This window comes from Streptomyces sp. NPDC021115 (assembly GCF_044333065.1).
GTDB lineage: Bacteria > Actinomycetota > Actinomycetes > Streptomycetales > Streptomycetaceae > Streptomyces.
In genome coordinates this window covers 272,403-287,942 of sequence record NZ_JBIRQF010000002.1, presented here as the reverse complement: position 1 = coordinate 287,942, position 15,540 = coordinate 272,403, and the positions used below count along the sequence as shown (strand labels likewise).

The following is a 15,540-nucleotide window of genomic DNA, read 5'->3' as shown; positions in this document are numbered from 1 at the left end:
TCACCGGCCTTCGGTCGTCACTGGCGCGCCGCGGAGGATGGAGTTCCCCTCGTGGGTGGCTTGGGGGGTGGTCTCCTCGACGTCGAGGTCCAGCCGTCCGCTGAGCCCGTAGAACGCCACGGGGTTGCGCCACAGCACCTGGTCGACGTCGTCCTCGGTGAAGCCCGCCGCCAGCATCGCCTCGCCGACGTGGCGCGTCTTCAGCGGATCGCTGCGGCCCCAGTCCGCTGCGGAGTTCACCAGGATGCGGTCCCTTTCGGTGGCGTACTCGCGCAGCACGCGCACCATGCGGTCCGGGTCCATCTTGGTGTCCGGGTAGATCGAGAACCCGAGCCAGCAGCCGCTGTCGGTGGCCGCCCTTACGGTGGTCTCGTTGAGGTGGTCGAGCAGGACGCGGTCGGTGGGGAGGGCGGATTCGTGGACGACGTCGAGCGTGCGGGCGAGTCCCGCGGCCTTGTCGCGGTGCGGGGTGTGCACGAGGGCGGGCAGCCCGTGGTCGGCGGCGAGCTGGAGCTGCGCGGCGAGCGCGGTGTCCTCGGCGGGGGTCATCGCGTCATAGCCGATCTCGCCGACGGCGACCACGCCGTCCTTGACGAGATAGCGCGGCAGTTCGTCCAGGACGGGGCGGCAGCGGGGGTCGTTGGCCTCCTTGGGGTTGAGGGCGAGCGTGCAGTGGTGGGCGATGCCGTGCTGGGCGGCGCGGAAGGGTTCCCAGCCGAGGAGGGCGTCGAAGTAGTCGTAGAAACTGGCGGGCGAGGTGCGGGGCTGGCCCAGCCAGAAGGACGGCTCGACGAGGGCGCGCACGCCCGCGGCGTACATGGCCTCGTAGTCGTCCGTGGTGCGGGAGGTCATGTGGATGTGCGGGTCGAAGATGCGCATCAGGGCTCCTCGGGGGTGGTGTGGGCCAGGACGCGGGTCAGATCCGCGGGCACGTCCCGCCCGGCGGCGGTGCGTTCGTGCGCGTAGTCGGTGAGCATGCGGGCCAGCTCGGCGTCGCCCCGGGCCCGGGCGGGCCACTCGGCGACGGCGTCGATGGGCACCCCGGTGAACAGGCACTTCAGAACGGCCTGCCGCCAGCCGTGCGCATCGAGGTGGCGCGCCGCGTACGGGCCGACGGCGGCGGCCAGCAGGCGGGTGTCGTTGGTGCGCAGCGCGTCCTCGACCAGGGGGAGGGCGTCCGGGCTGTCGGGTTCGAGGTGGGTGAGGGCGAGGAGGACGGCGCGGCGTTCGGCGGCCGTGCCGTGTGTATAGAGGCGGGTGAGCGTGGGCACGTCGGGGCGGGCGGCGTGGAGGATCAGGACGCGGGCGGCGTCGGCGAGTTCGCTGTGCCGATCGCCGTTGCGGCGGCAGTGGCGGGCCGCGGCGGCGAAGTCCGCCTCCCAGCCGGGGTCCGGGGCCCCGTCGAGGGCCCGGTCCAGCCAGGCGGCGCCGTCGGCGTCCAGGTGGTCGCGTACGGTCGCCCGGAGGTCCGCGATCAGCATGGGACACCGCCGCTGGTGGTGGCACGCTCCGCCGCCGCCTTGAGGTACGCCAGGGAGGAGCGGGCCAGGGCCGGTCCGGCGTGCGAGTGGCGGGGCAGCTCGACGCCGACCAGGCCCCGGTAGTCCATGGCGCTCAGCGCCGCCAGCACCGGCGGCACGTCCATCTCGCCCTCCCCGAACGGCAGGTGCTCGTGCACACCGCGCCGCATGTCCTCGATCTGTACGTGCCGTATCCACGGCGCGGCGGCGCGCACGCAGTCGGCGGGCGGGGTGGCTTCCAGGCACTGGCAGTGGCCGATGTCGAGGGTCAGTCCGAGGGCGGGCGGGTCGCTGAGGGCCTTGCGGAGCCGGTGGAACCCGGCGAGATCGCCCAGCAGATGCCCCGGCTCGGGCTCGATGGCAAGGGGCACGCCCGCGGACGTGGCGGCCTCCAGCACGGGCTGAAGCGCAGCGCCCAGCCGCTGCCACGCGGTGTCCTCGTCCGTGCCCGGCGGTCGGGCACCGCTGAAACAGTGCACCGCGTGCGCCCCCAACTCCGCCGCCACCCGCACCGCGCGCAGCAGCAGATCCACGCGGACGGCACGGGCCTCGGAGTCCGGATCGAGGAGCGTGGGGTGATGCTTACGCGCCGGGTCGAGCACGTAGCGGGCCCCGGTCTCGATGGCGACGCCGAGCCCGAGCCGGGCCAGCCGCTCCCCTACGCGGCGGGTGCGGGCCGCGAGGTCCGGGGCGAGGGGGTCGAGGTGCATGTGGTCGAGCGTGAGCGAGACCCCGTCGTAGCCGAGGTCGGCGAGCAGGGTGAGGGCATCGTCGAGCCGGAGGTCGGTCAGGCCGTTGGTGCCGTATGCGAAACGGAGGTTGCTCATGTCGGGCTGACCTTTCTGGACAGTCGCCGCGCGACGGGCATCAACGCCAGCAACCCCGCTCCGACCCGCCCCGCCCCGGCCCGTGAGGCCAGCACCGCCTGAAGCGGAATCATCGCCCGGATGCCGCCACCGACGGCCCGCTGGAGGAGGTAGGGGGAGGGATTGAGCGCGGCGTGCGCGAGGGGACGAGCGGCGGTGGCGAGGTAGGTGGCGGCGAGCGCGGCGGAGGGCAGCCCGCGCAACGCGCCGCCGGGGCGCGGACTGGCCGCCCGGGCGCGGCTTGGTGCCGCGGCCCGGGTTGCCGCCGGGGCCGGGACCCGCGGGGCCGCCGTCCAGGCGATCGTCGTGGCCGTGGCCAGGGCTGCAAGAGGGGCCTTCGATGAGCCGCCCTGGGCCTCGTGGCGGGAGACCGCCGTCACCGCGAGCGTGTGGGCGCCCAGGAGGGCGGACGGCGCGAGCGCCTGTCGGGTGGCGGGGGCGTACGTGGCGGTGGCGCCCAGGAGGAGGTCCAGGGCGCGGGCCGTGGCCATCGTGTACGGGCCCGCCGGGGTGTTCTTCAGGCCCAGGTCGTACGCCCACACCGTGCCCGCCAGCGCCGCCGCCGTGGCGAGCGCGCGGCGGCCCGCCAGGGCCGCGCAGGCCAGCCCCGCGCACGTGAGGCCCGTCGCGGCGGTCAGGGCGGCGGCCGGGGTGACGCGGCCCGAGGGCAGGGGGCGGCCGGGGCGTTCGACGGCGTCGAGGTCGCGGTCCGCCCAGTCGTTGAGCGCCATCCCCGCCTCGTACAGGCACAGCGACGCGCCCACGGCGAGCGCCGTGCCGCGGTTCGGGGCGGTCCGGGTGGCCGCCGCGCCCGCGAGGGCGTCGCCGGGGACGGTGAACAGGGCGGAGATCCTCAGGAGTTCCGCCCAGGCCCGCGCCGACGTCACGACCGCTCCCGCAGCCGGGCCGCGAGGCCGGTCAGGGCCGCGTACTGGTCGGCGAGGGCGGACGGGCCGCCGTCCGGGTCCTTGAAGTAGAAGCCGAGTTCGGTGAGCGGCCCCGTCAGACCCGCCTCGTGGGCGCGCGCCGTGAGGCGGGCCAGGTCGAGGACGAGGGGTGCGGCGAGGGCCGAGTCGCAGCCCTGCCAGGTGGTCTGGAGGACCATACGGGCGCCGAGGAAGCCGTCGAACGCGACGTGGTCCCAGGCGGTCTTCCAGTCGCCGAGCGCGGGCACGTTGTCGATGTGGAGCTCGCCGTCCGGGAGTTCGCCGAGGGTGTCGGCGAGGACCCGCGCCTTGCCCGCGTTCTTCGCGGCCGCGGCGGCGGGGTCGGCGAGCGCGGCGCCGTCGCCGCCGCCCAGCAGGTTGGTGCCGGACCAGGCCCGTACGGGCAGCGCGCGCTGCGCGAACATCGGCGCGAGGACGGAGCGCAGCAGCGTCTGCCCCGTCTTGCCGTCGCGCCCGGCGTACGGCAGCCCGGCGCTGGCCGCTTCGGCGCGGAGGCGGGGGTGGTGCAGTCCGGTGGAGGGCGTGAAGTTGACGTACGGGCACCCGGCGCGGAGGGCGGCGGAGGCGTAGAGGGAGCTGGGCGGCAGCCGGTCCCCGCCGGGGGCGGGCGCGGGTTCGGTGGAGGCGACGTTGACGACGACGGCGCGGGCGAGGCGGTGGGTACGGAGGAACGCGTCGAGGTCGGCGGCGTAGGCGTCGATCAGCGCGTCGTCGCCGCGGGTGTCCCCGGGTTGCGGTCCGCCGGGGCGGATCGCGTCGTCGGCGGCGGTCAGCTCGGCGCGTACGGCGTCGGGCAGTCCGTACGGCAGAACGCCCTCGGCGGCCAGCGCCTCGGCGCGCTTGGGGAGCGGGGTGGTGGCGGTGTCATGGCCGCCGAAGACCAGATCGCCGAGCGCGGGCAGACCGCTGTCCGCGAACGGCGCGGTCTCGGTGACCATCCCGGTCGGTGGCTGCAACCCCGCCGCGACGGCGGCACACCCGGCGACGGCGGTGGTGGCGACCGAACCGCGCGCGCCGATGAGCCAGATGCCGGTGCGGGTGGAGTGGGAGCGGGGCTGGGTGGTGTCGGGGCCGGTGGTCACTGGCTGCCTCCCGGGTGACGGTCAATTGCGGGGTTGCGGATTCGCCGTGGCGGTAGCGGTAGGAGACCGGGGTGGTGCGGTGTCGCCCGTGCGGGGTGGGGGTGCGGTCCGGTGGTGTGGGTGATGCGTTAGGGCCCGCAACTCTGGCGGTCTTGCTTCGTGCGGTCGTACTCGGCGGTGGCTCTGGCGCGGTGCCGCGTTCGGCGGCGCGCCCGCCCCCGTCCGGTTGCCCGGGCCGGAGGCCGCTGCGCGGCGGGGAGGAGGCGGCGTACTCCTCCCCGCCGCCTGATGCCGCCCGCGGCTCCCCTCGGGCCGTTGGGCGGCAGATCGGAGGGCCGGTCAGGGCGACGGCAGTTCCCGTACGCGGATGTTGCGGAACGCGACCTTGTCGCCGTCACCGTGGTTCTGGATGCCGACATGGCCGTCGCGCAGGCTGCGCGCCGGGTCCTGGTTGGTGAAGTCGTTGATCAGTGCGCCGTTGAGCCAGATCTGGAGCCGTTCGCCGCGCACCCGGATCTCGTACGTGTTCCACTCCCCCGGCGGGTTCAGCGCCGCGTCCCGCCGGGCGAGGTCGGCGGACTGGAAGCCGTACACCGCGCCGGTGGTGCGATCGGGGGTGTCCGTCGCGTCGATCTGGATCTCGTAGCCGCGGTCGACCGCCGACCAGGGGTCGTCGGAGGCGGGGAAGCCGACGAAGACTCCGGAGTTGTCGTCCCCGGTGTCCCCGGCCATCCGCCAGTCCAGCTTCAGGGAGTACGAGCGCAGCTCGCGCGCCTCGTACCAGAGCAGACCCATGCCGCCCGTCGAGGTGAGGGTGCCGGTGGCCGGGTCGAGGGTGAAGGCGCCGGGTCCGGCCTGTTTCCAGCCCGCCACCGACGTGCCGTCGAACAGCGACCGGTAGCCGCGCTCCGGGCGGCAGTCGGCCCGGAGCGCGCCCGTGGCGTAGCGGATGCCGCCGAGCAGGTGCTGCCGGAAGGCGGGGTCGGCGTAGGACTCCCTGGTGTGGCCGAGGCCGGTGTAGAAGGCGCGGCCGCCTCGGTAGTCCTGGCACCAGGAGATGGGGTGGTCCTCGCCCATCGAACCGCCCTCGTAGGAGGCTTCGTCGAGGGTGGCGAGGACATGGACCCCGTCGCGCGGGTTGCTGCGGTAGTCGTACCACTCGTCGGTGCGCTGCCATGCCGCGCCCAGGTGCGCGGTGGCCGGGTGGGCGCGGTCCTCGACGTTGACGGTGGCCTGCTGGACGGCGGGGTGGGTGCGGAAGTACGCGCCGACGAGGCCGCCGTAGAACGGCCAGTCGTACTCGGTGTCGGCTGCCGCGTGCACCCCGGCGAATCCGCCGCCCGCCCGGATGTAGCGCTCGAAGGCGTACTGCTGCTTGGCGTCGAGGACGTCGCCGGTGGTGGAGAGGAAGACGACGGCGTCGTAACGGGCCAGGTTGGCGCGGGTGAAGGCGGTGGCGTCCTCGGTGGCGTCGACGGCGAAGCCGTGCTGGGCGCCGAGGTCGCGGATGGCGGCGATGCCGTCGGGGATCGCGTCGTGGCGGAAGGCGGCCGTCTTGGAGAAGACGAGAACGCGGTCCTCGGACGCCGCGGACGCCGCGGGCGCGCCGGAGGCCGCCGCCGGGGGGAGGGCGGTGGCGGCGAGCAGCAGCGCGGCGACGGCGGACGTGCGGAGAAGTGGGAAACGGAAGCGGTGGTTGCGTCTGGAGCGGCGGGGGTGCGGGGGCATGGGCGGGTAACTCCTTCCTCCGGGTACGGACCCGGGCCCGGGGCGGACGGTCGCGCCCGCCCCGGGACACAGGCGGGCGGTCAGCCGGTGCCGATGGTGAAGTCGTCCACGTCGTACAGCGCTCCCGCCCCGCCCTTGAAGACGAGGTAGAGCGTGGTGGTGCGGGTCGGGGGCTTGCGCAGCGTCGTCTTGACGTCCTGGAACTTCTCCCAGTCGCCGGTCACCGGAACGGTGGCCTTGCCGAGCAGCTGCCCGGTCGGGGACCCGGCGCGCACTTCGAGGGTGCCGCCGGCGCCCGCGGAGGAGACGCGTGCGGTGAAGTCCTTGGCGTTGCCGAGGAGATACGGGGTGAAGGCGATCCAGTCGCCGTTGTCGATGTTGCCGACCGTCTTGCCGCCGTTGGCCGGGGTGTGGTTGATGACGTCGATGCCCTTGGAGTCGCCGTGGTGCTCGGCCTGGCGGTGCCGGGGCTGGACGACGCTCTGGTCGTGGGTGGTCAGCGACGGCTGGCCGCCCCCGCCGTTGTCGGTGTACTCGGCGTCGAAGACCCCGAAGATGTTGGCGTTGGGGTCGTGCTCGCTGTCGGCGCTGGTCTTGAGGGTGCCGGAGCAGCCGTTGGCCGAGGTGATGGGGTGGCCGTGGCTGTCGTGGCCGAGGACGTGGGTGACCTTGACCTTGGCGCAGTCGATGGTCCCGTCCTCGGGGTCGGTCACCTTCACCTTGAACGGCACCTCGTCGCCGAAGGTGAACAGCTGGCCGTCACCGGGCAGTTGCAGCGTCACCTTGGGGGCGGTGTTGCCGACCGTGAGGTGCACGCTGGCGCTGCCGCTGCGGCCGGTGGGGTCCGTGGCGGTGACGGTGGCGGTGTAGGTGCCGTTCTTGGTGTACCGGTGGGTGGGGTTGGGCGCGGTGGAAGTGTGGCCGTCGCCGAAGTCCCAGCGGTACGTGAGGGCGTCGCCGTCGGCGTCGGCGGTGCCCGCCGAGCTGAACGCGACCTTCATGGGTGCCTGGCCGGACGTACGGTCGGCGGAGGCCTCCGCGATGGGCGAGTAGCCGTCGGTGGCGTTCTCGATGCGGTAGAGGGCGGAGTGTTCGTCGCCGTTGAAGTAGCCGAGGCCGTAGTCGAGGACGTACAGCGCGCCGTCCGGGCCGAAGGCGGAGTCCATCACCTGGGTGCCGGACCACGGGAAGTCGTTGATCTTCTCCACGGTGCCGTCGGCGCCCTGCTCGATGCGCTTGATCCACTCGCGGCCGAACTCGCCCGCGAAGAAGTTCCCGTCGTACGCCTCGGGGAACTTCACCGGCGAGTCGAGCGCGGCGTCATAGCGGTAGACCGGACCGGCCATCGGCGATTCGGAGCCGGTGCCGAACTCGGGCACCGAGTCGTTGTCGTACGGGATCCAGGCGGGCTGGGCGGGCGGCAGGTCGGTCAGCCCGGTGTTGTGCGGCGAGGTGTTCTTCGGCGCGGCGCAGTCGAAGGCCGGTCCTGAGGTCTTGGTGGCGAAGTCGTAGTCCCGGTACGGCTTGTTGTCGGCGATGCAGTACGGCCAGCCGAAGTTGCCGGGCTTGGTGACGCGGGCGAACTCCACGGCGCCGCCGGGGCCGCGCTCGGGGTCGGCGGCGCCCGCGTCCGGCCCGTAGTCGCCGACGTAGACCGTGCCGGTCGGCTTGTCGACGCTGATCCGAAACGGGTTGCGGAAGCCCATCGCGTAGATCTCGGGCCGGGTCTTGTCCGTGCCGGGCGCGAAGAGGTTGCCGTCCGGGACGGTGTACGAGCCGTCCGCGGCCACCTTGATGCGGAGGATCTTGCCGCGCAGGTCGTTGCTGTTGCCCGCGGAACGACGGGCGTCGTAGGCCGGGTTGCGGTCGGGACGCTCGTCGATGGGGGTGAAGCCGTCGGAGGCGAACGGGTTGGTGTCGTCCCCGGTCGAGAGGTAGAGGTTGCCGTCGGCGTCGAAGTCGATGTCGCCGCCGACGTGGCAGCAGATGCCGCGGGAGGCGGGGACGTCGAGGACCTTCTTCTCGCTGGCGGTGTCGAGGGTGCCGTCGGGCTTGAGGGTGAAGCGGGAGAGGCGGTTGACGCCGTCGAACTTCGCGAAGTCGGCCGCCGTGCCCTCGTTGGGGGCGTCGCCCGCGGGGGTGTCCATCGGTGGCGCGTAGTAGAGGTAGATGGCCCGGTTCTGCTCGAACCCGGGGTCGATGCCGACGCCCTGGAGCCCTTCCTCGTCGTGCGAGTAGACCGGCAGCTTGCCGGACACCTTGGTGTCGCCGCTCGCGTCGGTGAGGCGGAGGGTGCCGTCGCGGGAGGTGTGCAGCACCGAGCGGTCGGGGAGGACGGCGAGCGACATCGGCTCACCGGTCTCGACCTCGCCCTTGGCGAGGGTGACCTGCTGGAACTTCTCCTCCGCCTGCTCTGCGCCCGCTTGTGCGGGCGATGCGGTGAACGCGAGCCCCGCGCCCACGAGCAGGGAGCTCGTGAGGAGCGCGAGGGGGCCGCGCAGTCCATGCCGTTTCCTGTGCACGCTGATCCTCCGGGAAAAGAGGGGGTGTACGGACGGGGGCCGTTGACCGCCCGGCCTGGCACAGGCGCGCGCCGTCGCGCCGTTCGGTGACCGGTCCGGGGTGAGGGGCACCCCATGTGACCGGTACATCTCAAGGACGGTAGCGGGGTTTGTCCGGTTCGGAAACCCCTTTGACGCGGAATGGGTTGGCTTGGTCCGCGGGGAGGACAAAGCCGGTGGGGTGAGGCGGGGCCTTCTGTTCCCCACCCCGCCCCTCCCCGAACCGGAGGCAAGCCCCCGGCCCCCCCACCACTCGGGGCTCCGCCCCGGGCGCTTGGCCCGCGCAGGCGTCGGCGCCCGCCACGCACAGGATGACCTCGCCAGGGCGGGTGGGTTGGCCCGGGGCCGCTCCTCCCCCACCCCGCCCCTTCCCGAACCAGGGGCAAGCCCCCGGCCCCCACCGCTCGGAACGCCGCACCGGAATACCCCGCCGATGCCGCCGACGGCGGCTCGCCCGGGCGAGAACGCGCCGCGCCCAGCCCAGGGCACGCACCCCGCGGCGTGGGGCCCGCGCAGGCGTCGGGGACCCGCCGCGCACGGCCTCGCCCGGGCGGGTTGGCGCGCCCCCGGCCCGGGGCCGATGTACGCGCCGTCGCGCGCGCCGTCCGCCTCGGCGGCCCCGCCGGGCGGGGGTCTGGGGGCTGGCCCCCAGTTTCGGGAAGGGGCGGGGTGGGGGGGGAAGAAGTGGCCCCAGCCCCCGCCGGGCGCAGGCCCTCGCCGCTCCGGCGACAACGGCCCACCAAGCCCGAGGTGGGGCCCCCGCTCCGCTGTGGCGGCTCAGTCGCCTCCGAACGCGGCGTCGAAGGACGACGTCGGGGGGTCGAAGTCGTAGGACTTCAGGTGGGTCAGGGCCTCGGGGGCGCCCGTCAGGCGGTCCATGCCCGCGTCTTCCCACTCCACCGAGATCGGGCCGTCGTACGCGATGGAGCGGAGCATGCGGAAGACGTCCTCCCAGGGCACATCGCCGTGGCCCGCGGAGACGAAGTCCCAGCCGCGGCGGGGGTCGCCCCAGGGGAGGTGGGAGCCCAGGCGGCCGTTTCGGCCGTCGAGGCGGCGGCGGGCCTCCTTGCAGTCGACGTGGTAGATGCGGTCGCGGAAGTCCCAGAGGAAGCCGACCGGGTCGAGGTCCTGCCAGACGAAGTGGCTGGGGTCGAAGTTGAGGCCGAAGGCGGGGCGGTGGCCTACGGCTTCGAGGGCGCGGTGGGTCGTCCAGTAGTCGTACGCGATCTCGCTGGGATGGACCTCGTGGGCGAAGCGCACGCCCTCGGCGTCGAAGACGTCGAGGATCGGGTTCCAGCGGGTCGCGAAGTCCTCGTAGCCGCGGTCGATCATGCCGGGCGGCACCGGCGGGAACATGGCGACCAGGTGCCAGATGGACGAGCCGGTGAAGCCGATGACGGTGCGTACCCCGAAGGCGGCCGCGGCGCGGGCGGTGTCGGCCATTTCGGCGGCGGCCCGCTGCCGTACGCCTTCCGCGTCGCCGTCGCCCCAGATGCGGGCGGGGAGGATGGCCCGGTGGCGTTCGTCGATGGGGTGGTCGCAGACGGCCTGGCCCACCAGGTGGTTGGAGACGGCCCAGCACTTAAGGCCGTACTTGTCGAGGAGCTGGCGGCGGCCGTCGAGGTAGCCGGGTTCGCCGAGGGCGCGGTCGACCTCGAAGTGGTCGCCCCAGCAGGCGAGTTCCAGGCCGTCGTAGCCGAAGTCGCGGGCGTGGCGGCAGACCTCCTCCAGCGGCAGATCCGCCCACTGGCCGGTGAAGAGGGTGAAGGGTCTGGGCATGCGGGCCTCCTCCTCAGGCGGGTACGGGGGTGTAGACGCAGTTCTTCTCGGCGCTGTCCTCGACCGCGGCCAGCACCCGCTGCACCTGGAGCCCGTCGTCGAAGGACGGTTCGGGGTCCGTACCGGCGGCGACGGCCGCGACCATGTCGCGGGCCTGGTGGACGAAGGTGTGGTCGTAGCCGAGGCCGTGGCCCGGGGGCCACCAGGCCTCCAGGTAGGGGTGGTCGGGCTCGGTGACCAGGATGCGGCGGAAGCCGGAGTCGGCGGCGGGCGCGGTGTGGTCGTGGAAGGACAGCTCGTTGAGCCGTTCGAGATCGAAGGCGAGCGAGCCGTGGTCGCCGTTCAGCTCGATGCGCAGGGAGTTCTTGCGCCCGGCGGCGAAGCGGCTGGCCTCGAAGGAGGCCAGCGCGCCGGAGGCGAGCCGCCCGGTGAACAGGGCCGCGTCGTCGACCGTGACCGCGCCGCGTCCGGCCGCCGCGCCCGGCCCGTCGGGGACGAGCGGGCGTTCCCGTACGAAGGTCTCGGTGAGCGCCGAGACGCCGACCAGCCGCTCCCCCGCCAGATACTGCGCGAGGTCCACGATGTGCGCCCCGAGGTCGCCGAGCGCGCCGGAGCCCGCCAGCTCCCGGCGCAGCCGCCACACCAGGGGGAATTCCGGATCGAGCAGCCAGTCCTGGAGGTAGGTGACCCGTACGTGGCGCAGGACGCCGATCCGGCCCTCGGCCACCATGCGGCGGGCCTGCGCGGTCGCGGGCGTACGGCGGTAGTTGAAGCCCACCATCGCGCGCTGTCCGCGCGCCCGGGCCCGGCGAGCGGCGTCGGCCATGGCTTCCGCTTCGGCGACCGAGTTGGCGAGCGGCTTCTCGCACAGCACGTGCTTACCGGCCTCCAGCGCGGCGATCGCGATCTCGGCGTGGCTGTCGCCTGGGGTGCAGACATCGACGAGCTGCACATCGTCCCGGGCGATGAGCTGACGCCAGTCGGTCTCGGCGGCCGCCCAGCCGTGTTTGTCCGCGGCGGCGCGGACGGCGTCCGGGTCGCGGCCGCAGATGGCTGCCATTGCGGGGCGGAGCGGGAGGTCGAAAACGCGGCCCGCGGTGCGCCAGCCCTGGGAGTGGGCGGCGCCCATGAAGGCGTAACCGATCATGCCGATACCGAGGCTGGATATGTCGGGGTGGTCCATGAGGCTCCTCTCAGATCGCGACGGATGCGAGGTGGAGATGGGGCCTTGCCTGATCAGCTGAATCCCGTGGGGAGGTACTGGTCGACGTTGTCCTTGGTCACGACGGCCGAGTAGAGGGTGAGGGAGGCGGGGATCTCCAGCTCGGCGAGGCCCCCGACGCCCTTGCCCTGGCCGAGCGCGCGGGCCAGGTCGATGGCGGAGGCCGCCATCGTCGGCGGGTACAGGACGGTGGCCTTGAGCACGGTGTTGTCGGCCTTGATGGCGTCCATGGCGCGCTTGGCGCCCGCGCCGCCGACCATCAGGAAGTCATCGCGCCCGGCCTGCTGGATGGCGCGTTCGGCGCCGACGCCCTGGTCGTCGTCGTGGTTCCACAGGGCGTCGAAGCCGGAGTGGGCCTGGAGCAGCTGGGCCATCTTCGACTGGCCGGACTCGACGGTGAATTCGGCGGCCTGGCGGCCGACCTTCTTGATGTTGGGGTAGTTCTTGAGGGCGTCGTCGAAACCGGCCGTGCGCTGGCGGGTCAGCTCCAGGTTGTCCAGCCCGGCCAGCTCCACCACCTTGGCGTTCTTCTTGCCCTTGAGCTGTTCGCCGATGTAGCGCCCGGCGTTGAGCCCCATGCCGTAGTTGTCGCCGCCGATCCAGCAGCGGTACGCCTGCGGGGAGGCGAAGACGCGGTCGAGGTTGACGACGGGGATGCCGCGTTTCATGGCCTTCAGCCCGACCTGGGTGAGCGCCTTGCCGTCGGCGGGCAGGATGACCAGGACGTCGACCTTCTTGTTGATGAGGGTTTCGATCTGGCCGATCTGCTGGGCGGTGTCGTTGGAGCCCTCCGTGGCTACCAGCGTGACGTCCTCGTACTCCTTGGCGCGCCGCTTGGCCTGCTCGTTGATGGCGTTGAGCCAGCCGTGGTCGGCCTGCGGCCCGGCGAAGCCGACGGTGACCTTCTTGCCGGGCTTGGTGTCGGAGGCACCGGCGGGCTGCTTGCCCGCGTCCTTGTCGTCGTTGTTCTCGTTGCTGGTGCAGCCCGCCGCGAACAGCGCGCCCGCCGCGGCGGTGCCCAGGAGGAGGTTTCTGCGACTGGTGGGGTTTCCCGGGGTGTGGTTCATGACGTCGAACGACCCTTCTGTACCAGGACGGCGGCGACGATGATCGCGCCCTTGGCGATCTGCTGGACATCGCTCTGGAGGTTGTTCAGGGCGAAGAGGTTGGTGATGGTGGTGAAGACGAGGACGCCGAGGACGGAGCCGGTGATGGTGCCGCGGCCGCCGCTGAGCAGGGTGCCGCCGATGATGGCGGCGGCGATGGCGTCGAGTTCGTAGAGGTTGCCGTTGGTGTTCTGGCCGGAGCCGGTGAGGACGACCAGCATGAACGCGGCGATGCCGCAGCACAGCCCGGACAGCAGGTACAGCAGCAGCCGCTGGCGGCGTACGTCGATGCCCGCGAGCCGGGCCGCCTCCGGGTTGCCGCCGATGGCGACGGTGCGGCGGCCGAAGGTCGTACGGCCCAGCAGCAGCCAGCCGAGGACCGTGGCCGCGGCGAAGATCATCACCAGCGGCGGGATGCCGAGGACGTAGGAGTCGGGGAGCCCGAGGTCCAGGACCGGCTTGACGGTGACGACCTGCGTCTTGCCGTCGCTGATCTGGAGCGCGAGGCCGCGCGCGGAGGCCAGCATGGCGAGGGTGGCGATGAACGGGACCATGCCGCCGTACGCGATGAGCACCCCGTTGACCAGGCCGCAGCCGAGCCCCACGAGCACGGCGCACAGCAGGATGCCGCCGAAGCCGTAGTCCTGGGTGGCGAGCGTGGTCGCCCACACCGAGGCGAGCGCGACGATCGCGCCGACGGACAGATCGATGCCGCCGCTGGTGATGACGAAGGTGACGCCCACGGTGACGACGCCGATGACGGACGCCTGGGTGAGGACCAGTTGGAGGTTGTCGGTGCTCAGGAACTCGTCGGGCTTGGTGATGCCGCCCACGACGGCGAGGGCGGCGAGCACGCCGAGGAGGGAGAGGTTGCGGAGGTCGGCGAGGCGTCCGATGCCGCCGCCGGCTTTGGTGGGTGGGCCGGGCGCGGGCCCGGCCGCCTTCGTGAGCGTGGCGCCGGCGCCGGGCACGGCGTCGGCGCCCGTGTCTCCCGTTGAGTTCAGCACGACGGACTCCCTTCCATCACGAGATCGAGAACGCGGTGCTCGTCCAGTTCGCCCGCGGGCGCCGCGTGCACGACCCGCCCCTCGCGGAGCACCAGCACCCGGTCGGCGAGGCCGAGCACTTCGGGCAGTTCGCTGGAGACCAGCAGCACCGCCATGCCCTCGTCGGCGAGGCGCCGTATCACCGCGTACAGCTCGGCGCGGGCGCCGACATCCACCCCGCGGGTCGGCTCGTCCAGCAGCAGGACCCGGCAGCCGCGCAGCAGCCAGCGCGCGAGCACCGCCTTCTGCTGATTGCCGCCGGAGAGGGTGCGGACGGGGCGTTCCGGGTCGTCCGGGTGCAGCGACAGATCGCGCACGCTGCGGCGGGCCGCGTCCCGTTCGGCGCCGCGGTCCAGCCATCCGGCCCGGGAGAAGCGGGCGAGGGAGGAGACGGAGACGTTCCGGGTGACGGACTCCAGCATCAGCAACGCCTGCGCCTTGCGCTCCTCGGGCGCCAGCCCGAGCCCGGCGCGCACGGCGGCGGTCACGCTGCCGGGGCGCAGCGGGCGGCCGTCGACGAGGACGCGGCCCGCGGTGGGTCGGCGGGCGCCGTAGACGGTCTCCAGGATCTCGGAGCGGCCGGAGCCGACGAGTCCGGCGAGCCCCACGATCTCGCCGGGCGCGAGGTCGAGGTCGACGGGCTCGAACTCCCCGGTCCGGGCCAGCCCTTCGAGCCGCAGCACGGGCTGCTGTGTGTTGGGGAGCGTCCCTGTCCCCGTCTCCGCGCGCCGCGGAAACGCGTACTCCACGTCCCGGCCCGTCATCAGCGCGACGATGTCGCGGGTGGGTGTCGTACGGGCGGGCAGCCCACGGGCGGCGGCGCGGCCGTCCTTCAGCACGGTGACGCGGTCGCCGATGCGGCGGATCTCCTCCAGCCGGTGCGAGATGTAGACGACCGCAACCCCGCCGGTGGTGAGGTCGCCGACGATACGGAAGAGGTTGTCCACCTCGTCGGGGTCGAGCGCGGCGGACGGCTCGTCCATGACGATCAGCCGTACGTCGTGCGAGAGGGCGCGGGCCATGGACACGATCTGCTGTGCGGCGGCGGAGAGTTCGCCCACCAGCCGCCGCGGGTCGATCTCGGGATGGCCGAGCCGGGCCAGCAGTTCGGCTGCGGTGGCCCGGGCGGCCCGGGACCGCACGAAGCCCGCGGTGGCCAGCTCATGGCCGAGGAAGATGTTCTCGGCCACGGACAGGCCCTCGACCAGGTCGAGTTCCTGGTAGATGGTGGCGATGCCGAGGCGCATGGCGGCGACGGGCGACTTCAGGGCCACGGGTGCGCCCCGCCAGACGATCTCCCCGCCGTCCGGCTGATGGGCCCCGGCCAGCACCTTGATCAGCGTCGACTTGCCCGCCCCGTTCTGCCCCAGCAGGCAGTGCACCTCGCCCCCTTGGACGTCGAGGTCGACGCCGTCGAGGGCCCGTACGCCGGGGAAGGACTTGGTGATGCCGGACATGGTGAGAAGCGGGGGCGGGTCTGCCGGACGCGGTTCGGGTGGTGCCATGCGGGCCTCCTCGGCCGAGTCGCGGGTCGGTGCCTCTTCCCCCACCCCGCCCCTCCCCCGGGGCTCCACCCCGACCCCCGCTCCTCAAACGCCGGAGGGGCTGGTAAGTGGCCGGGGCCCCGGTGGCCGGGTGGCCGGGACCGGTGCCCCTGGGGCTCGGCCCCGAGGGACGGCCGTC

At 73.2% G+C, this 15,540-nt stretch carries 12 protein-coding genes; all 12 read right to left on the bottom strand.

The annotated features are described in order from the left end of the window. Window positions 1-879 (bottom strand): TatD family hydrolase, encoded by an 879-nt coding sequence (locus ACH4TL_RS07015; protein WP_398310710.1) that lies wholly within the window; start codon window positions 877-879, stop codon window positions 1-3. Then, complete coding sequence (locus tag ACH4TL_RS07010) at window positions 879-1,481, bottom strand: EboA domain-containing protein (RefSeq protein ID WP_398310713.1); 603 nt, start codon at window positions 1,479-1,481, stop codon at window positions 879-881. Before ACH4TL_RS07010 ends, ACH4TL_RS07015 begins: the two co-directional genes overlap by 1 nt. Further along, a complete protein-coding gene (locus tag ACH4TL_RS07005) occupies window positions 1,475-2,347 on the bottom strand; it encodes a sugar phosphate isomerase/epimerase family protein (protein WP_398310716.1) in 873 nt (290 codons plus the stop codon). Before ACH4TL_RS07005 ends, ACH4TL_RS07010 begins: the two co-directional genes overlap by 7 nt. Further along, window positions 2,344-3,273, bottom strand: coding sequence for an SCO3242 family prenyltransferase (locus ACH4TL_RS07000; protein ID WP_398310719.1), 930 nt, complete (start codon window positions 3,271-3,273; stop codon window positions 2,344-2,346). Before ACH4TL_RS07000 ends, ACH4TL_RS07005 begins: the two co-directional genes overlap by 4 nt. Continuing rightward, window positions 3,270-4,415: an inositol-3-phosphate synthase gene (locus ACH4TL_RS06995; RefSeq protein ID WP_398310722.1), complete on the bottom strand. Its 1,146-nt coding sequence runs from the start codon at window positions 4,413-4,415 to the stop codon at window positions 3,270-3,272. Before ACH4TL_RS06995 ends, ACH4TL_RS07000 begins: the two co-directional genes overlap by 4 nt. A gap of 339 nt (window positions 4,416-4,754) precedes the next feature. Then, window positions 4,755-6,143 carry a ThuA domain-containing protein gene (locus tag ACH4TL_RS06990; RefSeq protein ID WP_398310725.1) on the bottom strand — a complete coding sequence of 463 codons (1,389 nt, stop codon included), beginning with the start codon at window positions 6,141-6,143 and terminating at the stop codon, window positions 4,755-4,757. Window positions 6,144-6,223: 80 nt separating this feature from the next. Continuing rightward, window positions 6,224-8,665 carry a PQQ-dependent sugar dehydrogenase gene (locus tag ACH4TL_RS06985; RefSeq protein WP_398310728.1) on the bottom strand — a complete coding sequence of 814 codons (2,442 nt, stop codon included), beginning with the start codon at window positions 8,663-8,665 and terminating at the stop codon, window positions 6,224-6,226. 816 nt (window positions 8,666-9,481) lie between these two features. Next, window positions 9,482-10,483, bottom strand: coding sequence for a sugar phosphate isomerase/epimerase family protein (locus ACH4TL_RS06980; RefSeq protein WP_398310731.1), 1,002 nt, complete (start codon window positions 10,481-10,483; stop codon window positions 9,482-9,484). A gap of 13 nt (window positions 10,484-10,496) precedes the next feature. Beyond that, window positions 10,497-11,666: a Gfo/Idh/MocA family protein gene (locus tag ACH4TL_RS06975; protein WP_398310734.1), complete on the bottom strand. Its 1,170-nt coding sequence runs from the start codon at window positions 11,664-11,666 to the stop codon at window positions 10,497-10,499. Window positions 11,667-11,719: 53 nt separating this feature from the next. Next, window positions 11,720-12,772, bottom strand: coding sequence for a substrate-binding domain-containing protein (locus tag ACH4TL_RS06970; RefSeq protein WP_398310737.1), 1,053 nt, complete (start codon window positions 12,770-12,772; stop codon window positions 11,720-11,722). Next, window positions 12,769-13,782: an ABC transporter permease gene (locus ACH4TL_RS06965; protein WP_398311604.1), complete on the bottom strand. Its 1,014-nt coding sequence runs from the start codon at window positions 13,780-13,782 to the stop codon at window positions 12,769-12,771. Before ACH4TL_RS06965 ends, ACH4TL_RS06970 begins: the two co-directional genes overlap by 4 nt. Before the next feature lie 29 nt (window positions 13,783-13,811). Beyond that, the gene (locus ACH4TL_RS06960) at window positions 13,812-15,362 is read right to left on the bottom strand and encodes a sugar ABC transporter ATP-binding protein (protein ID WP_398310740.1); all 1,551 of its coding nucleotides are present in this window, start codon (window positions 15,360-15,362) and stop codon (window positions 13,812-13,814) included. Window positions 15,363-15,540: the final 178 nt, after the last annotated feature.